This window comes from Mesorhizobium sp. P171375, from assembly GCF_057786075.1.
Genome location: NZ_JBYNWF010000001.1, coordinates 3,328,735 through 3,346,133 on the forward strand (window position 1 = coordinate 3,328,735; position 17,399 = coordinate 3,346,133).

The following is a 17,399-nucleotide window of genomic DNA, read 5'->3' on the forward strand; positions in this document are numbered from 1 at the left end:
TTCCTGGAGCCTGACGTGAAGCGTCTGTTCAAGACCTATCTCGAAAAGCCGGAGCTGGCCGGTCTGATCCTGCTCTTGCTGCTGATCGTCGTGTTCCAGATCCGCTCGCATGGCGTGTTCCTCAACCAGGACAACCTGCGCGGCATTCTCGGCATCCTGCCGGAGGCGGGGCTTGTTGCCATCGGCGTCACCATCCTGATGATCAGCGGCGAGTTCGACCTCTCCGTCGGATCGGTATTCGCGCTGATGCCGATGACGATGGCGGTGCTGATGGTGCATGGCGCGCCGTTCCCGCTGGCGCTGCTCGCCGGCCTGCTTGTCTCGGCGGGCATCGGCTTCATCAACGGCTACATCACCATCCGCTTCGCCATACCGAGCTTCATCACCACGCTCGGCATGCTGTTCATGGCGCGCTCGCTCACCGTCGTCGTCTCGGGCGGCTTCCCGCCGTTGCTCCCCGCCGACCTGCCGAACTGGCTGTTCACCTCCTTCGTTGGCCCCGGCAACATGTTCCGCATGTCCTTCCTGTGGTTTGCCGGCATTGCCGTGCTGACCTCGCTGATGCTTTCGCGCACCAATTTCGGCAACTGGATCAAGGCCACAGGCGGCTTCCCGCCGGCCGCCGCCGCGATGGGCATCCCGACCGCCAGGGTCAAGATCATCTGCTTCATGCTCTGTTCGATGCTCTCCGGCTTCGCCGGCATGCTGCAGGTGCTGCGGCTGGGCTCGCCTTTGCCTTCGATCGGCGAGGGCATGGAATTGCAGGCGGTGGCCTCCGCCGTCATCGGCGGCGCTTCGCTCGCCGGCGGTATCGGCACCGTCATGGGCGGCATCATCGGCACGACGCTTATCCGCGTCATCGACAATGGTCTCGTGCTCAGCCATGTCGACGCCAACTGGTTCAAGTTCGCCATCGGCTTCCTGACCATATTCGCCGTCGTCGCCAATGCCTGGATGCGCAAGCGCGCCAAGGCCATCAAGATGGAGGACTAAGCGATGGCCGACGCGATCATCTCCGTGCATAACCTCCACAAATGGTATTCCGGCGTCCACGCGCTGAAGGGGGTGACGCTCGACTTCACCCGCGGCGAGGCGCTTGGACTGGTCGGCGACAATGGCGCCGGCAAATCAACCCTCATCAACATCCTCTCCGGCGTCCACACGGCGGACCAGGGCGAGATCAAGGTTGAGGGCCAGACAGTCCGCATAGCCAAGCCGCGCGACGCGATGGATCTCGGCATCGAGACGATCTACCAGTACAATTCCATGGTGCCGACCATGTCGATCGCCAGGAACCTGTTCATCGGCCGCGAGCCGACCCGGTTTTCGGTCTTCGGCGTCGGCTTGCTCGACCAGAAGAAAATGGCCAGCGAAAGCATCCGTGCAATTGCCAATGTCGACCTGCACCTGCGCTCGCCGGATGCCCTTGTTGGCGAGCTTTCCGGCGGCCAGCGGCAGGGCGTCGCCATCGCCCGGGCCATGCACTTCAAGTCGAAGGTGATGATCCTCGACGAGCCGACCAACCATCTCTCCGTCAAGGAGACGAGGAAGGTGATCGGCTTCGTGCGCGGCCTGAAAGAGCAAGGCATCACCGGCGTCTTCATCAGCCACAACATGCACCACGTCTTCGAATGCTGCGACCGCGTGGTGGCGATGGCGCGCGGCGAAATCGTGCTGGACAAGCGGGTCGGGGAGACCTCGATCGATGAAGTCCACAGCGTTCTCTAAGAGGTGGCGGCGATGAAGGTCCTTGCCGATCGTGTCGTGCTCCTGACCGGCGGCCTTGGCTCGCTTGGCCGGGCCCAGGCGCTAACGCTGGCGCGGGCCGGCGCGCGTGTTGTGCTGCTCGACCGGCCCGACATCGCGGACGCCCCGAAGATCGTCGAAGCGCTGGCCGCTGAGGCAGACGGCGACGTCACTTTCGTCGGCTGCGACCTCAACCGGCTTGCCGAGGCGGAAGCCGCGGTCGCCGCGCTGGCGGCGAGGGAAGGTGGGATCGACGTCCTGATCAACAACGCTGCCTTGATCATCAACCGGCCGTTCGAAGAATTCTCGCTGACCGAGTATGAGGATCAGATCCGCGTCAATTCCTCGGCTGCCTTCGCGTTGGCACGGGCCTGCGCGCCGGGGATGAAGGCGAAGGCCTATGGCAAGATCCTCAATTTCTGCTCGATCACGCTCAATGGCCGCTGGGACGGTTACGTCCCCTATGTCGCGTCGAAGGGCGCGATGCTCGGCCTGACCAAATCGCTGGCGCGGGAACTCGGACCGCACGGCGTCCGGGTCAACGCCGTATCGCCTGGCGCGGTTGTTTCGGAGGCCGAGGCGCGTGTTTTCGGCGACCGGCTGGCGCAATACAACGCCTGGATCCTGGAGAACCAGGGTCTCAAGACGCGCATCGAACCGCATCACGTTGCCGATCTCGTGCTGTTCCTGGCATCGCCCGCCTCGGACATGATCAGCGGCCAGAATATCGCCATCGACGGCGGTTGGTGAGGGATGACCGGCCTGCTGGAACTGCGCGATGGCCGCGCCCGTGTCGTCCTGGCGCCGCAGAAAGGCGCAGCGATCGCGCGCTTCGATGCACTGATCGGCGATGTAGCGGTGCCGCTGCTTAAGCCCGGCGATGGCACCGGCGCCTCCGGCTGCCAGCTTCTGGTTCCCTGGTCGAACCGCATTTCAGGCGGCGGCTTCGCGTTCGACGGCCGCTTTCACGCCGTTGAGCCGAATGTGCCGGGAGAGGCCTTTCCGATCCATGGCGACGGCTTCCAGAAGGAGTGGCGGATTGCCGGCCACAGTGCCACCGAAGCGGAACTGGTCCTCGACGCCGGCGGGATCGGCCCCTACCGATACACGGCACGCGTCGCCTACGCGCTGCATGACGGGGCCCTCGATGCCACGCTCATCGTGGAGAACCGTGCCGGCATTCGCCTGCCTTACGGCCTCGGCTTTCATCCGTGGTTTCCGCGCAGCGCCGCAACGACGCTTGAGGCGAAGGCGGCGCGGGTCTGGCTGGAGGACAAGCGTCATTTGCCGGTCGGCGTGGCGCCCGTGGCCGTTCACCCGGAATGGAATTTCTCCAACGCCACCCTGCTGCCGCGAAGCTGGGTGAACAATGCCTTCGACGGCTGGGACCGCCGCGCCAGGATAACCCGGCCCGAGGACAGGATCGCCATCTCGCTCACGGCCTCACCGGCGCTCGACGTCTTCGTCCTCTACTCGCCGTCGCAGGACGCCGATTTCTTCTGCTTCGAACCGGTGTCGCATTCCGTCGATGCGCATCACGGTGAAGGGCTGACCCCGCTTGAGCACGGCGCGACGTTGAGTGCAAACATGCGGCTTGATTGGAGTTCGATCGCTTTGGGTTGACGCGAAACGGCCTGCGCAACCGAATACCGACAGCAGGCTGGTGCCGGGCAGCTAGGCTTCACCGTCCAGGCGAGGCGGCGAGCGGCTGGGTGAAGGGCTCCTGAGACGCAGCAGGAGCCTTACGTACACACCCATTCGCGGATCTTGCATTTCTGTCCACTCCGCTCGCAGGCCTGCAGCGTCAGGTCTTCGGCCTCGCGGCGCGTTTGCGCCGTCCCCGCGCCCCAGCTGGTCAGCCGTCCCTCCGCCTTCTCGCCGACGGCGAGTGCACCGCAGTGCTTGTAGGGAAAGCCGGTGTTGTCGTCGTCGTCCCAGTGACGATGATTGCGAAACACGCTCACCACGGCGCAGCTGTCGCCGCCGGCGTTCTGGCAATGCTTGAGGGCGATGTCCATCGCCTCCTGACGCTTGTCGGCACCCCAGAAAAAGCCGTGCTTGCCGTCAGGGCTCGAATAAGCGATCGCCGCCCAGATTCCTTTCTCTTCCTGGGCCGGGGGCTCGGGTACGTCCGCCGCGGGGGCGAGGTCCGCCGCAGCGAGCCGCCCGGCGCAGGCCAACAGCATGCCGATTGCCGCAATGGCGGAATTCACCCTCATTGTACGCCTCCTTGTTTTCCTGCTGCTGAGGCCACGGAAATGACGACGCAGCTGTTGCCTGTCGGCAGCAGCATCGCGTTGCCCCCTCCATTGGCCAGATCATAGACGCTGATTTGTCCAAGATTGTTGGCAAGCTTGCTGCCTTTCGGAAGCAGGGCCGGAACGTCGGCACAATTGGCCGCGAACGGCGCCACCCTGACCATCGTGCCTTCGCAAACAGATGCGGTGGGTGCTGCGAACACCAGGCCCGCGGCCGGACCGCTGTAGCCCTGCGTGGCATAGTTCATGCCGACCAGGGCTTCTACGACGTGTTTGTCGGGGGCCTCGTTGTTCCAGATCGACTGAACGCTGTAGGTCGTGCCGGTCGTCAGCATCTGCCCAAGGGCTGGAAAAATGTTGGAACAAGACTGCAAACCCGCCTGTTTGGCGTGTTGCAGAAATGGCGTGTCGGCCAGTGCCGGATCGGGCTCGTTGGTCTCCGCGACCGCCGGCTGCGTCAATAAATTGCGGACCAGGCCGTAGCGCATGGCTGCAAAGCCGGCCGCGGCGACGACGGCAATGACGAGCAACGACAAGACAGTGGTCTTCGCCAGGTTTCGTTTCGGTCTGCTCCGGTCATCGATGCCGACCTGAACAGCATCCTTTCCCTGGTTGCGGGAGATTATCCGGTCATGGATCGATTGCTGGTTCATCGCAATGCCTTCGTCAATTGATCGCCTCGACGGCCGCGGCCAAGCCCTTGAGGGTTGCGGTCACGTTGATCGTTCTGCCATCCGTCGTCGGAAAGGAGATGACGGATGCCGCGGCTTTCGAAATCTGTTCGCGCATGATCGGACCAACCGGCAGCATGCCGACGCAGACGGCTTGATTGCATCCGTCGAGTTGAATTTTTATCGGCTCCTTGCGCCCCTCGAATGTCAGCGAGACAGGACTGTCGCTCTTGGCGATCGGCGGGGTGCGCAAGATCATGTAGGGGTTGCCTTCCTTGGTAGCGGCCAGCGACCAGCTGAACGCAACCTGTCCTGCCTGGTCCTCGATGATCTGGGTGACGTTGCAGACCTTTTGGCGCGCCTTCAGGTTCTCGTCGCAGATCAGCGTCCAGTTCTCGAACGGACGGGTGGTACGTTGATATTCGCCAAGCTTCGCATCCGCAGGCACCGCGACGTCGGAAGGTTTTACCCTGTAGCCGGAAGGGATCGCTTCCTGCCCGGCCGCAAACGAGCCGGACAGGAGCATTGAAGTCATGGATATCGCGACAGCAAGGACTGCCTGCCTGATCATGGCTGGGCTCTAGTTCAGCGTAAGGCTGACGCCCGCGCCGACGCCCCAGTGCCCGCCTGCTGTCGTGCCGGACAGGTTTGCTCGAACACGTCCCTCCTCGCTGGTGTAGCCGGCGCCGAAGGCGACGGCGCCTTCGCCGCGCCAATAGCCTCCGCCTGCCGCCACGCTCAGCTTGCCGGGACGGTCGTCGTAGCGCAGCGAGGCGGCCGCCAGGCCGATCGCGGCGGCCTGGCGCGCCTCGCCCTTGACCTCGCCCATGTCCATGTTGAGTTGGCTGAGTTTGGAGTCCGCATATGCATTGGCTTGCTGCAGCGTGGTGGCCGCCACCTGGTTGGTATAGGTCTTGGAATCCGCCAGCGTGGTCGACAGGCTGTTGTTGAGCTGCTGCACGTTGACCGCATCGGTATTGGCAACGCCCGCCCCGACATTGTGGATGACGACCGGCGTGTTGGGGTCGCCGCCGGCAAGCGTTATCGAGTTGGATTTGCTGCCGTCGCCGTTCTTGTCGTATTGGACGGCGAACTCATTGAGATCGCCGACGCTCCCCTGCATGGCTTCGACCGCCTGGTTGGTGGCGTAAAGCTGGCTGCCATTGATGGCGTCGGTGGAGGTGCCGCTGATCCTGCCCGCAGCGACATTGGTGACGGTGCGCTCGTTGCCGACGGTGCCGACGCTCACCGTGCTCGTCGGAGCTGTCCCGGCGAAGGTGTAGTTGACGCCGTTGATCGTGGTGCCGGTGGTGGCGACCGCCGCCGCCGTTGTCGAGCCTGCGCCGAGCGCGACGCTGCCCGGCTCATTGGCCGTGGCGCCGGCGCCGAGCGCCACTGCCTGGGCCCCGTTGGTGGTCGAGTTGGTGCCGAGCGCGATGCTGTCGGCCTGGTTGACGGTCGAATTCTGGCCGATCGCGATGCCGCCGGGCGCCGTCTGCTGCACGATGGCGCCGTTGCCGATGCCGATGCCGTTGTCGCCATTGACGGTGGTGCGCGGACCGACCGCAACCGAATCGACGCCGACCGCAAGCGAGTCCGCGGCTGTCGAATTGGCATGGAAGTACAGGCTCCCCGTCACCGCGAAGGAGCTCAGCGCCCCCTTCAACTGGCGCAGCGTCATCGCGTCCTGGTCCTGGGTGCCGTCGGCCACGTTGATGATCTGGCGATAGGAGGTGGACGTGCCGACCGAGACGGCGCCGAGCAGGCTCATATCCGCGGTGTTGTAGGGAATGAGGCCGGTGCCGGAGAGGATCGATCCAGATGCCGGCGCCACCGCACGGTCCGAAACCGAGCCAGAGCCCAGCGCTACGCCGTCGGCGACAGTGGCCTGGGTGCCGCGACCGAGCGCCAGCGAATTGGCGGCGGACGCGGTCGCCTGGTAGCCGACGGCGGAGGAGCCGACCCCTTGAGCGAAGGCGTCGGTGATCGGCAGGGTGCTGTCGTTGGTGCGCACATAGCGGATGCCGTCGCCATTGGCGTCGGTGTAGGTGTAGGCCGTGGAGGTGTCGCCGGCAAAATTGTTGATCGTGTTGCCGAGAGTGGTGATGTCGGCGGTGTTGGTGGCGATGTCGGCGGTGTTGGCGGCGATATCGGTGGTGTTCTGCGTCACCTGCTGGTTGGTCGCAAACAGCTGCGAGCCGTTGACCGCGTCGGTCGAGGAGCCGCTCAATTGCCCGGCCGCGACGTTCTGGATCTGGCGTTCGGCGCCGACCGAGCCGACCGAGAACGCGCCGGCCGGCGTCGCGCCAGCGAAAGTGTAGGCAACGCCGCCGATCGTCGTGCCGCCAACCGCAGTCGTGGTGCCGGAAACGGAATTCAGACCGATCGCAACGTCGCCGGCATTGTTGGCGATCGCATTCGGGCCGACCGCGACGGAATCCGTGCCCAGCGCCTGGGAGTCCGCCAGTGTCGAGTTGGCGTGGAAATACTTGATGCCGCCGCCGGTGCTGATGCTGTTGATCGTGTTGCCGAGAGTGGTGATGTCGGCGGTGTTGGCGGCGATATCGGTGGTGTTCTGCGTGACCTGCTGGTTGGTCGCGAACAGCTGCGAGCCATTGACGGCATCGGTCGATGAGTTGCTCAACCGTCCGGCCGCGACGTTCTGGATCTGGCGCTCCGCGCCGACCGAGCCGACCGAGAACGCACCGGCCGGTGTGGTTCCGGCGAAGGCATAGTTGACGCCGCCGATCGTCGTGCCGCCCACCGCCGTCGTGGTGCCCGAGACCGAATTCAGGCCGATCGCGACGTCGCCGGCATTGTTGGCCACCGCGTTCGGGCCGACCGCGACGGAATCCGTGCCCAGCGCCTGGGAATCCGGCAGCGTCGAGTTGGCATGGAAGTATTTGATGCCGCCGCCGGTGCTGATCCCGTTGATCGTGTTGCCGAGATTGGTGATGTCGGCGGTGTTGGCGGCGATGTCCGTTGTGTTCTGCGTCACCTGCTGGTTGGTCGCAAACAGCTGCGAGCCGTTGATCGCGTCGGTCGAGGCGTTGCTGAGCCGGCCCGCCGCGACATTGGTGATGGTCCGCTCCGCGCCAAGCGCGCCGACGCTGACGGTGCTCGTCGGCGTCGTGCCGGCGAAGCTGTAGGCCGTGCCGCCGATCGTCGTGCCGCTGGTGCCGACCGCCGTTGCGGTCACCGAGCCAGAGCCGAGCGCCACATCGCCGGAGCTTGCCGCGGCCGTCGCGCCATTGCCCAGCGCGACATTGCCGGCAAGGCCGGAGGCACCTGCGGTCGAACCATTGCCCAACGCCACTGAGCCTTGCCCGATCGCCTTGTTGTTGTTGCCGATGGCGACTGCGCCGGCAGCCTGGTTGGCGGCGGTGGCGGTTGCCGTGCCGTCGCTGTTGGCGATGTTGTTGGCGCCGCCGGTGAAGGCGCCGGTGCCGCTGGCATAGCTGGGGTCGCCGATGGCGACCGCGCCGTCACCATAGGCTTCGTTGCCGAAGCCGATGGCGACGGCCTTGCCTCCATCGGCAGTCGCGCCCGTGCCGATCGCCACGGAATCGGCGGAGAGCGCGCCGGCGGCGGTGCCGACGGCGATCGCGTTGACGTCTTGTGCCACCGCGCCCGCTCCAACTGCTGTCGAGCTCGCCGCTGTGGCGATGGACGTCGTGCCGATGGCGATGGAATCGTCACCGCCGGCAGTGGATGAACGGCCACCGGCGAACGCACGGGCACCAGTGGCCTTGGAGGTGGAACCAAGAGAAGTGGCGTACGTTCCGCTAGCCGTGGCTCCCAATCCCAGCGCGCTGGCATTTGCGGCGGTCGCTGCTGCGTTGTTGCCGATTGCGGTGGTAGAGACGTCCGTGGCCTGGGCTCCCGAGCCCGCCGCGACCGAGCCGACCCCGCTCGACACAGCCGAATTGCCCAGGGCCAGCGCGAACTGGCCCGATGCCGTGGCGACATTGCCAAACGCAACCGAATTTATGGCCGACGCATTGGCCTGGGGACCAAAGGCGATGGCATTGGTCGCCGTGGCTTTGCTCAGCGTGCCGAACGCCGTGCTGGTGGCGCCGGTCGCCTGGCTTTGGCGCCCCATTGCCATGGAGTCGGTCTGAGACGCTGTCACATCAGTGCCGATGCCGATGGCGCCCTGTGCAAGGGCGCCCGACCCCGCGACAGTCCGCGAGCCGAGATAGACGGAGTTTATCGACGTTGCGGTCGACTGGAAGCCTATCGCTACGGCATTCTGGGCGCCTGCATTCGCGTTGGTACCTTGGGCAATCGAATCAATCGCGGATGCTGTTGCCCCATGCCCGAGCGCCGTGGCGCGCAGCCCGGTCGCCCGGGTAACATAGCCGATCGCCGTCGACTCCAACCCGTCGGCACGCGCATTCAGACCAAAGGCGGCAGCGCCTGCGGCTGCGACCGAGTTGACGCCGATGGAGCTTGCTCCGTCCGCAGTGGCTTTGGCATTCCCGCCGATAGCGAGTGCGTTGACACCAGTCGCGCCCGCGAAGACACCTATGCCTATGGAATTGAGGCCATTGACACTCATCGCATAGCCAATGGCGATCGTGGCGTCGCCCGTTGCACTGTTGGAGCTGCCCAATGCCACGCTGTTATTGCCATTCGTCGCGGCGCCATTACCGATGGCGACGGCGTTGCCGCCGGTCGCGGATCCGCCACCGGCTTGATATTGTGCCTGTGCGGGCGTGGCGAGCCCGAGCGCGGCGATCGCGGCCAGGCCGCCGAGCATGCTGGCCGGGCTCACCCCGCAGGCCAGTGCCGAATGCGCGCTGCCGCCGCTGCCCAGTGTTCCCAGACCCATATTCTTGCGACCGAGGCCAAGAACCCGGTGAGCCATGCGCAGCACCGCCATCAGGCGGCGACGAACCGAACGGCTGCCGGCCGCGCCCGCGATCCAGTTTCCGATAAATCCTGGATGAGATTCGATCCTTCTCCGCCTTTCGACGCTTCCGGTCATGCTACTTTTTCCCTCGCAATTGCCGAGGCGCCCTGATGTGCCGCATCATTCGCCTCGGCAGCCAAAAAATCTTCGAAATTACGCGTCTTGTCCCGCAACGAGAGACCGACCTTGGCGCCTTGTTTTTCAATGAGCTGATAGGCGCTCGCGACCCATGGCTGCGTCGGCTCGGGAACCGAGTGCAAGGCGGCTTCAGTCCGCTCCGGCGGCAGACTTATCGCCACCAGCGCGCGGCAGAGATCGAAATGAAGAGCCGGTTCCCCCTCGCCATACGCCGGGGTGGTCAATCCGAGCACGAAGCAGGCAAGCAGATGATCGATCTCCGCAGCGCTGATCCGGCTGGCGTATTGGCGCTGCAGCGCAGCCCAGGCCGCTTCGGCCTTTGGTGCGAAGACTTCGATTTCCGCGAATTGAATGTCCATGGGACAATCCGACATGCTGCTTCATCTGGTTGCCCCCGCCCCAAATGACTTCCCATCGCGACCATGAGCACGTTCGCGGTGTGTGTATTTTGGAAAAGTCCGGAATCTTTGTAGGAAAATCCGGTCTTTGAGCGCTGAGCGGCAGGTGTGGCCGCTCTGCCACGCAACTTTTGGCTGCGGAGACGCGCCGCGGCAAATATCACCGCTGCAGCTTCACCTGCTTGGGGGTTCTGCTGCGGTATTTGGACATGGTGACGGTCAGGTGGCTCTGATCTGAAAAGCCGCTCAGATGCGCGACTTCGGCTATCGACAGCTCGCTTTCGACGAGAAGTTTCTCGGCGAAATCGAGACGCAGCCGCAGCAGATATTTGTGCGGCGGCTCGCCAAAGGTTTTCGTGAATGCCTGGATGAAATGGCTTGGCGAAAGGCCGGAGAGTGCGGCTAGCTCGGCCACCGCGATCTTGCTGGAAAAATTTACGTCCAGGAATTCGCGCACCCGCCGGGCGCTGCGGTTCGACAGACCGCCTTTTGGGCCTTGTGGCAACTTTCGCGCTCCTGCGTAGTTCCGAAGCAAATGGACGCCGAACAAGGTGACCAACGAATCGACATAGAACTCGTTTGGAGTTTCCCGATCCGTCAGTTCCACCTTCAGCAACTGCGCGAGTTGCAGCGCCTGGAAATCGACGGTCCCGAACGGCGGCGGTTGAAGCTCGGCATGGCCGGTGCCGAATTCACGCGTTGCCAGCTCGAAGAGACTCTCGGGGGTGAGCGCCACAATTACGCTCTCCGTGGTGGATGACCGTGTCACCTTGCCGCCGAGATCGGCCGGGACGATCATGATCATACCGACGTCGCCGTCATATTCGTGGACTTTGTCGCTGCCCAGCGATGCCGCTATCCCGGGTGAGGGCGCAAGCAGAACCGAACCGAAATGTTCCGCCGCTTTGAATGTATGTGATCCCGGCGCATGAACGACATGAGCCGCACCGCCTCGAAACGTCACCAGGCACCGCCCCGCGCTTTCCGGAATTCCGTCGAAGATGCGCCGATCCGCGCGCCGCCGGTCTGTTCCGGCGCTTTCCAGGACGTTGCCTCTGTGTTGCATCTTCGTCTCTGCCACAGCCGCGCGCCGATCAACCCAATCCTGTGTTGTATGGAGGCGCCCAGAATTCACGCTTGTTCCTGGGCGTTCCTTCGAACCTTAGAGGCGTTGCTTTGTATTGAAAAGAAAATTTTCAGGGAGAAATCAAAACTTTGGCAGGACTTGGTCTATAAATCTGCATATTCCGTTGTTTTAGCGCGAACTAATCTGACGATTTTCCGATCTTATCTTACCATTTTGTGCCTAGTTGTTGTGCATCGCGCGCCACTTCACAATCCAGCGTTGCATGCAGAATATAAATCGCGCGGCTATGCCGAACCTGCTCGGCCTATGCTGCCATTGCGACGGACGCGCTGCCTCGCATGGTGGCCCTTCTCCGACCAGCGCTTTCGAGGATTATGTCCAGGACGCGCCGAGCTACTCGGCCGGTGACCATGCGGTGACCCCGATACAGAACTATCCGGCTCGCGCAGGGCTGTTAAAGATCGCCTCGACGCTTCTCATATAGATCCCAGGACAGCTCAACCATGGCGAGAAGAACATCCTCCCGGCTCCACCCGGCGGCAACCGCGGCTTCGACAATTCCGCGGACGAGCGGCAGCAATTGGCGCTCGCATTCGGCCGACAAATTGACCTCGGCGCTGTCGGCAGGCGGACTATCGAAATCAAATCCCACCATTGGCGTTCCCCCCGCCATCAATGATCTAATGAAACGTATATCTCTGCAATTCTATTCCAGCCTAATATACATGCATCGGGGAACGAAATACAGGAGCGTCGGAATTGACGGTTTTGGGTGCGTCGATTGCACCGGCTCCATAGCTCGTCAGGAAGTCTTCCTTGGCCTCCTGCTGCCGACCTAGCATGTCTTGGATGCGGAACCCGGGCATTCGCGTAAAGTTATGGGAATCTGCCGGAATGTCCCAAATGGATCATCGGCTCACCGGTGACGCATGGAGCGCGAAATCCGGTGCTCAGGCCGCCGAAAATGACGAGGGTTTGGGACGATCCGAACCGGGAACAGCAGGGACAGCGGAATCCCACTGCTTGACCCAGAATCGGAAAAGCCGCCGATCAGTTCACCGGGCCGAGCAGGACAGAACCGTCCGGCACGCCGCCGTCGATCGGAATGGCCCTGCGGTTTGCGCTCGCCACCATCGGCTGGCCGATATCGGACGTCACGATGACCGGGCTCTTCGAGGGCACGCGGTCGTAGAGGTCGATGATGTCCTGATTTATCAGGCGCACGCAGCCTGACGAGACGGATTTGCCGATCGAGTTCCATTCCGGCGAGCCGTGCAAGCGGTAGAGCGTGTCGACATTGTCGTGGAACAGATAGAGCGCGCGGGCGCCGAGCGGGTTCTTGAGGCCGCCGGGCATGCCGCCATTCTTGGCGCTGTATTGCTCCAGTTCCGGTTGCCGGGCGACCATCTCATCCGGCGGCGTCCATTTCGGCCATTTCTGCTTCCATTGAACGACGGCGTCTCCCGACCATTCGAAGCCGGCGCGGCCGAGGCCGACGCCGTAACGGATCGCCTGGCCGCCCTCGCGCACCAGATAGAGGAAATGGTTGGTCGTATCGACGATGATGGTGCCCGGTCTCTGGCCGGTCGGATCGGGAACGATCTGGCGCAGGAACTGCGGGTCCATCTTCTTGATCGGAATGGCTGGGAGGTCGAAGCCGCTGTCCGAAATCGGGCCGTACATCGTCGCGTAGTCGCCGAGCGGCGGATCGACATAGGTCGGCGGCGGCTCGACCGGCGCCGGCGCTGGTTCGGTGGTGGTGCAGGCGGAGACCGCAATCGAGGCGGCGCCAAGGGCTGCGGCGTTCAGAAAGCCGCGACGGCTCAGGCGATAGGGGTCGATTTCGGTCTTCAACATGGTTGCCTTTTTTAAGTCTCAAGTCGCAAGAAAGCGTGAATGCTTCCAGGCGGCGCAGTGTTGGTCTCCCCCCAATGCCTGGGGCGATAGGCGGTTCCGATTCTGGCCTGAGGGTGGACAAACAAAGGCGAAGCTGTGACCGTCATGCCACTGTTGCTTTGAGGCAACAGAGCCCTTGAGCAGTTCATCGTTTCACAGAAACGCCGACTGCTCTGCGTCTTTCCTTCTGTGCAATTTTCCGGACGGAAAACCGTTTCACACTTTTCCTGGAATTGCTCTAGCCGCCTGTCAACAATCCTTCCAGCGACGGCAGGATCAGCGCCGGCGGGAAGTCCCTGTATTCCTCGGGCTGGTTGGCGCGGTTGATCCACACGGTGCGAAAACCGAATTTGGTCGCGCCGGCAATATCCCAGCGGTTGGAGGACTGGAACGAGACCGCGCCGGGATAGAGGCGCCAGCCCGTCGCCACCATGTCGTAGGTCGACGGGTCGGTCTTGAAGCGCTTGACGGCGTCGACGGAAAAGATGTCGTCCAGCACCTGGTCGAGGGCCGCCGACTTGACCGCTGCTTCCAGCATCTCGGGCGAGCCGTTGGACAAGATGGCCAGCTTGGCGCCGGACGCTTTGAGCGCCTTCAGAACGGCCGGCACTTCCGGATAGCAGTCGAGCCGCCAATAAGCTTCGAGCAGCTTGGCCTTCAGCCCCTTGTCTGCCGAAGGGACCTTGCGCAACGCAAAGTCGAGCGCCTGTTCGGTGAGTTGCCAGAAATCGGCATAACCGCCCATCAGCGTGCGCACCCAGGAATATTCCAGCTGCTTGGCGCGCCAGATTTCCGACAGAAGCTGGCCGTCCGGCCCGATCTCGCCGTCGTGACGGCGCACGGCGGCGTGCACGTCGAACAACGTGCCGTAGGCGTCGAAAACGTAAGCCGCGTAATGCATGGCGACAGTTTTGAGGGCAGGCGGGGCAAGGTGCAAGCATCGATTGCAGACTTGATCGCTTTCTTGGGCCTCGCTGGCCTCAACAAAATCCGCCTGATGCCGGTTGACGGCGCCTGCCAAAGCATCTTCCAATGATACCAGACAGGCAGCATTGAAGCGGAACCGAGCAATGACACTGGCGACTGCGGCGCAATCGACGACATGGACCTTCGTCGACGGCGACTGGTACGAAGGCAACGTCGCCATCCTTGGCCCGCGCAGCCATGCCATGTGGCTTGCCACCAGCGTCTTCGATGGCGCCCGCTGGTTCGAAGGCGTCGCCCCCGACCTCGAACTGCATGCCGCCAGGGTGAATGCTTCCGCAATCGCGCTAGGTCTCAAACCGTCGATGAGCGTCGACAAGATCGTCGGCCTGACCTGGGACGGGCTGAAGAAGTTCGACGGCAAGACGGCGGTCTATATCAGGCCGATGTACTGGGCCGAGCATGGCGGCTATATGGGCGTGCCGGCCGATCCGGCATCGACCCGCTTCTGCCTTTGCCTCTACGAATCGCCGATGATCTCGCCGGCCGGCTTTTCGATCACCGTCTCACCGTTCCGGCGGCCGACGATCGAAACCATGCCGACCAATGCCAAGGCAGGCTGCCTCTACCCCAACAATGGCCGCGCCATTCTCGAAGCCAAGATGCGCGGCTTCGACAATGCACTTGTGCTCGACATGCTGGGCAATGTCGCCGAGACCGGAACCTCCAACATCTTCCTGGTCAAGGACAGCCATGTGCTGACGCCGGCGCCGAACGGCACTTTCCTGTCCGGCATCACCCGCTCGCGCACCATGACGCTGCTTGGCGACTATGGCTTCAAGATCACCGAAAAGATGCTGTCGGTGCGCGACTTTCTCGAGGCCGACGAGATCTTTTCGACCGGAAACCATTCCAAGGTCGTGCCGATCACCCGCATCGAGGACCGCAACCTCCAGCCCGGGCCGGTGGCCAAGAAGGCGCGCGAACTCTATTGGGAATGGGCGCATTCGACGCCTGCCGGCTGAGCCGCCGCCGCTTCGTTTGCTGGGCGTTCTTTTTCGACGCAGCGTCCTGTCCGCAAAACCGTGTGACACTTTTCCGGAACCCGCTTAGAAAGGAACCGGCGCTTCATTCCGGAGTTGTTCCAGAACAATCCAGCCCTATCTTAATCCGGTATACGCACCGGATTTTTCCATGAGGAGTATGACCGATGGCTTTTGAATTGCCCGCCTTGCCCTATGACTACGAGGCCCTGCAGCCCTACATGTCGAAAGAGACGCTGGAGTATCACCACGACAAGCACCACAAGGCCTATGTCGACAACGGCAACAAGCTGGCCGCTGAAGCCGGTCTTGGCGACCTGTCGGTCGAAGAGGTGGTCAAGCAGTCGTTCGGCAAGAATGCCGGCCTCTTCAACAACGCCGCCCAGCACTACAACCACATCCATTTCTGGAAGTGGATGAAGAAGGGCGGCGGCGGCAACAAGCTTCCCGGCGCCCTGCAGAAGGCGGTCGATGCCGACCTCGGCGGCTACGACAAGTTCAAGGCCGACTTCATAGCCGCCGGCACCACCCAGTTCGGTTCGGGCTGGGCCTGGGTCTCGGTCAAGGACGGCAAGTTGGCAATCTCCAAGACGCCGAACGGCGAGAACCCTCTGGTCCATGGCGCCTCGCCGATCCTCGGCGTCGATGTCTGGGAGCACTCCTATTACATCGACTACCGCAACGCGCGGCCGAAATATCTCGAGGCCTTCGTCGACAGCCTGATCAACTGGGACCACGTCCTCGAAATGTACGAAAAAGCGAAAGCCTGATCGATCCAGAAAGCCCCGGCATCCCCGGGGCTTTTCTTTTTTCAGATCGAAGCGGAGGCACACTGCAAAGCGGCAGTTTCCGTGCGGCGAGCAGGGAATAATCTCAGCCCGCCATCCGTTAACGTCAGGTCGCGACCCCTCATCATCCTGGAGCCAATTGAATGAGAAAGCTTGTCATCGCCATCTCTATGCTCAGCCTCGCCGCCTCGGCCGCTTTTGCCGACCCGATCCTCGACCGACAGGGACTGATGAAGGAGCGCGGAAAACTCGTCGGCGGCCTGTCGAAAATCGCCAAGGGGGAAGCAGACTTCGATGCCGCGGCCGTGTTGACGGCGCTGCAGGCGCTGCAGGTCAATGCCGAGAAGGTCGATGTCGATGCGCTGTTCCCGGCTGGCAGCGACAGCGGTGACACCACCGCTTCGCCGAAAATCTGGCAAGACATGGCGGGCTTCAAGACCACGAACGAGAAATATGTCGCCGACGTCAAGGCCGCTGTCGCCGCCGCACCTGCCGATGTCGATGCGCTCAAGGCGCAGATCGGTACCCTCGGCAGCGATTGCGGCACCTGCCACCAGACCTATCGGGTGAAGAAGGGCTGATCCCGGGCAATGGCCCTGTTGAAAAAACTCGTCGGCGCCGCCCTTGTCCTGGGCGTCGTCGGCGCCGGCTGGTTGTTGTCGGCGCCAGTGAAACTCGACGCTGAAACCCTGGCGCAACTCGCCCCCGGCGACGCCGCCAGGGGCAAACGCATTTTCCATGCTGGCGGCTGTACCTCCTGTCACGCCAAGCCGGGCTCGCAAGGCGAGGCCCGTCTCCAACTTGTCGGTGGCCTTGAACTCAAGACGCCGTTCGGCACCTTCGTGCCGCCCAACATCTCGCAGGATCCCAAGGACGGCATCGGCGCCTGGACGGTCGAGGATCTCGCCAATGCCATGCTGAAAGGCGTGTCGCCTTCCGGCGAGCATTTCTATCCGGCCTTTCCCTACGCGTCCTACGCCCGCATGAAGCCCGCTGACATTGCCGATCTCTATGCGTTCCTCAAGACGCTGCCGGCGGTCGCCGGCAAGGCGCCGGACAACTCGCTCAGTTTCCCCTTCAACATCCGCCGCGGTCTCGGCTTGTGGAAGCGGCTCTATCTCAGCAACCAACCGGTGATCGCCTTGGCCGACGGCACGCCTGACCCGGTGCTGGCCGGCCGCTATCTGGTCGAGGGACCCGGCCATTGCGGCGAATGCCACACGCCGCGCGACCTCAGCGGCGGCACCAGGAAAAGCCAGTGGCTGGCGGGTGCCACCGCCGCCGAAGGCAGCGGCATCGTGCCGAACATCACCTCGGGCGAGGGCGGCATCGGCGACTGGTCGGAAGCCGACATCACCAATTATCTCGAAACCGGTTTTACGCCCGATTTCGATTCGGTCGGCGGCGCCATGGTCGACGTCCAGCGCAACATGGCCCAGCTGACGCCGGAAGATCGCACGGCAATAGCCGCCTATCTCAAGGCAGTGCCGCCGCATCCCAATGGCTATCCGGCGCGAAGCAAGCCGGCTAAGTGA

Annotated in this window: 17 protein-coding genes and 1 pseudogene; 8 read left to right on the forward strand and 10 right to left on the reverse strand. The window is 63.2% G+C overall.

The features are described from left to right. Positions 1-15 precede the first annotated feature (15 nt). From ACYHH6_RS15875 to ACYHH6_RS15890, 4 genes are read left to right on the forward strand one after another with little or no spacing between them, the layout of a single operon-like run. On the forward strand, positions 16-993 hold the full coding sequence (locus ACYHH6_RS15875) for an ABC transporter permease (protein ID WP_352584819.1): 978 nt from the start codon (positions 16-18) through the stop codon (positions 991-993). 3 nt (positions 994-996) lie between these two features. Beyond that, positions 997-1,728: an ATP-binding cassette domain-containing protein gene (locus ACYHH6_RS15880; protein WP_352584821.1), complete on the forward strand. Its 732-nt coding sequence runs from the start codon at positions 997-999 to the stop codon at positions 1,726-1,728. A gap of 12 nt (positions 1,729-1,740) precedes the next feature. After that, positions 1,741-2,496: an SDR family oxidoreductase gene (locus ACYHH6_RS15885; protein ID WP_352584823.1), complete on the forward strand. Its 756-nt coding sequence runs from the start codon at positions 1,741-1,743 to the stop codon at positions 2,494-2,496. A 3-nt stretch (positions 2,497-2,499) separates the two neighbouring features. Then, on the forward strand, positions 2,500-3,369 hold the full coding sequence (locus ACYHH6_RS15890; protein WP_352584825.1) for an aldose 1-epimerase: 870 nt from the start codon (positions 2,500-2,502) through the stop codon (positions 3,367-3,369). A 119-nt stretch (positions 3,370-3,488) separates the two neighbouring features. On the opposite strand, the gene ACYHH6_RS15895 is transcribed toward ACYHH6_RS15890, so the two are convergent. The 10 genes and pseudogenes from ACYHH6_RS15895 to ACYHH6_RS15940 all read right to left on the reverse strand — a co-directional run bounded on the left by ACYHH6_RS15895 (position 3,489) and on the right by ACYHH6_RS15940 (position 14,010). Then, complete coding sequence (locus tag ACYHH6_RS15895; protein WP_352584827.1) at positions 3,489-3,965, reverse strand: DUF4189 domain-containing protein; 477 nt, start codon at positions 3,963-3,965, stop codon at positions 3,489-3,491. Continuing rightward, complete coding sequence (locus ACYHH6_RS15900) at positions 3,962-4,657, reverse strand: hypothetical protein (RefSeq protein WP_352584829.1); 696 nt, start codon at positions 4,655-4,657, stop codon at positions 3,962-3,964. Before ACYHH6_RS15900 ends, ACYHH6_RS15895 begins: the two co-directional genes overlap by 4 nt. Positions 4,658-4,670: 13 nt before the next feature. Continuing rightward, positions 4,671-5,246: an invasion associated locus B family protein gene (locus ACYHH6_RS15905; protein ID WP_352584831.1), complete on the reverse strand. Its 576-nt coding sequence runs from the start codon at positions 5,244-5,246 to the stop codon at positions 4,671-4,673. Between the two features lie 9 nt (positions 5,247-5,255). Beyond that, a complete protein-coding gene (locus ACYHH6_RS15910; RefSeq protein WP_488500513.1) occupies positions 5,256-5,720 on the reverse strand; it encodes a YadA-like family protein in 465 nt (154 codons plus the stop codon). Between the two features lie 18 nt (positions 5,721-5,738). Next, positions 5,739-9,665: pseudogene (locus ACYHH6_RS15915) on the reverse strand (beta strand repeat-containing protein); the annotation flags it as partial. Further along, complete coding sequence (locus ACYHH6_RS15920) at positions 9,662-10,087, reverse strand: hypothetical protein (RefSeq protein ID WP_352559397.1); 426 nt, start codon at positions 10,085-10,087, stop codon at positions 9,662-9,664. The pseudogene ACYHH6_RS15915 and the gene ACYHH6_RS15920, both read right to left, overlap by 4 nt. A gap of 199 nt (positions 10,088-10,286) precedes the next feature. Next, complete coding sequence (locus ACYHH6_RS15925; protein ID WP_352584833.1) at positions 10,287-11,207, reverse strand: helix-turn-helix transcriptional regulator; 921 nt, start codon at positions 11,205-11,207, stop codon at positions 10,287-10,289. Positions 11,208-11,667: 460 nt separating this feature from the next. Continuing rightward, the gene (locus ACYHH6_RS15930; protein WP_352584834.1) at positions 11,668-11,868 is read right to left on the reverse strand and encodes a hypothetical protein; all 201 of its coding nucleotides are present in this window, start codon (positions 11,866-11,868) and stop codon (positions 11,668-11,670) included. Positions 11,869-12,263: 395 nt separating this feature from the next. Continuing rightward, entirely contained in the window at positions 12,264-13,070 is an 807-nt protein-coding gene (locus tag ACYHH6_RS15935) for a L,D-transpeptidase (RefSeq protein ID WP_352584836.1), read from the reverse strand. A gap of 277 nt (positions 13,071-13,347) precedes the next feature. Then, on the reverse strand, positions 13,348-14,010 hold the full coding sequence (locus tag ACYHH6_RS15940; RefSeq protein WP_142866649.1) for a haloacid dehalogenase type II: 663 nt from the start codon (positions 14,008-14,010) through the stop codon (positions 13,348-13,350). A gap of 169 nt (positions 14,011-14,179) precedes the next feature. On the opposite strand from ACYHH6_RS15940, the gene ACYHH6_RS15945 reads away from it, so the two are divergent. From ACYHH6_RS15945 to ACYHH6_RS15960, 4 genes are all read left to right on the forward strand, one after another. Further along, on the forward strand, positions 14,180-15,058 hold the full coding sequence (locus ACYHH6_RS15945) for a branched-chain amino acid aminotransferase (protein WP_352584838.1): 879 nt from the start codon (positions 14,180-14,182) through the stop codon (positions 15,056-15,058). Between the two features lie 185 nt (positions 15,059-15,243). Then, on the forward strand, positions 15,244-15,846 hold the full coding sequence (locus ACYHH6_RS15950; protein ID WP_142866647.1) for a superoxide dismutase: 603 nt from the start codon (positions 15,244-15,246) through the stop codon (positions 15,844-15,846). Positions 15,847-16,007: 161 nt separating this feature from the next. Then, positions 16,008-16,445, forward strand: a complete 438-nt coding sequence (locus ACYHH6_RS15955) for a c-type cytochrome (protein WP_352584840.1) — start codon at positions 16,008-16,010, stop codon at positions 16,443-16,445. A 9-nt stretch (positions 16,446-16,454) separates the two neighbouring features. After that, positions 16,455-17,399 (forward strand): cytochrome c, encoded by a 945-nt coding sequence (locus ACYHH6_RS15960; protein WP_352584841.1) that lies wholly within the window; start codon positions 16,455-16,457, stop codon positions 17,397-17,399.

Bases quoted from the DNA above. Each gene is read 5' to 3' on its own strand.
- ACYHH6_RS15950 (WP_142866647.1), top strand. From the start codon at position 15,244: ATGGCTTTTGAATTGCCCGCCTTGCCCTATGACTACGAGGCCCTGCAG.
- ACYHH6_RS15900 (WP_352584829.1), bottom strand. From the start codon at position 4,657: ATGAACCAGCAATCGATCCATGACCGGATAATCTCCCGCAACCAGGGA.
- ACYHH6_RS15920 (WP_352559397.1), bottom strand. From the start codon at position 10,087: ATGGACATTCAATTCGCGGAAATCGAAGTCTTCGCACCAAAGGCCGAA.
- ACYHH6_RS15960 (WP_352584841.1), top strand. From the start codon at position 16,455: ATGGCCCTGTTGAAAAAACTCGTCGGCGCCGCCCTTGTCCTGGGCGTC.
- ACYHH6_RS15895 (WP_352584827.1), bottom strand. From the start codon at position 3,965: ATGAGGGTGAATTCCGCCATTGCGGCAATCGGCATGCTGTTGGCCTGC.
- ACYHH6_RS15905 (WP_352584831.1), bottom strand. From the start codon at position 5,246: ATGATCAGGCAGGCAGTCCTTGCTGTCGCGATATCCATGACTTCAATG.
- ACYHH6_RS15935 (WP_352584836.1), bottom strand. From the start codon at position 13,070: ATGTTGAAGACCGAAATCGACCCCTATCGCCTGAGCCGTCGCGGCTTT.
- ACYHH6_RS15885 (WP_352584823.1), top strand. From the start codon at position 1,741: ATGAAGGTCCTTGCCGATCGTGTCGTGCTCCTGACCGGCGGCCTTGGC.
- ACYHH6_RS15890 (WP_352584825.1), top strand. From the start codon at position 2,500: ATGACCGGCCTGCTGGAACTGCGCGATGGCCGCGCCCGTGTCGTCCTG.
- ACYHH6_RS15880 (WP_352584821.1), top strand. From the start codon at position 997: ATGGCCGACGCGATCATCTCCGTGCATAACCTCCACAAATGGTATTCC.
- ACYHH6_RS15940 (WP_142866649.1), bottom strand. From the start codon at position 14,010: ATGCATTACGCGGCTTACGTTTTCGACGCCTACGGCACGTTGTTCGAC.
- ACYHH6_RS15930 (WP_352584834.1), bottom strand. From the start codon at position 11,868: ATGGTGGGATTTGATTTCGATAGTCCGCCTGCCGACAGCGCCGAGGTC.
- ACYHH6_RS15945 (WP_352584838.1), top strand. From the start codon at position 14,180: ATGACACTGGCGACTGCGGCGCAATCGACGACATGGACCTTCGTCGAC.
- ACYHH6_RS15955 (WP_352584840.1), top strand. From the start codon at position 16,008: ATGAGAAAGCTTGTCATCGCCATCTCTATGCTCAGCCTCGCCGCCTCG.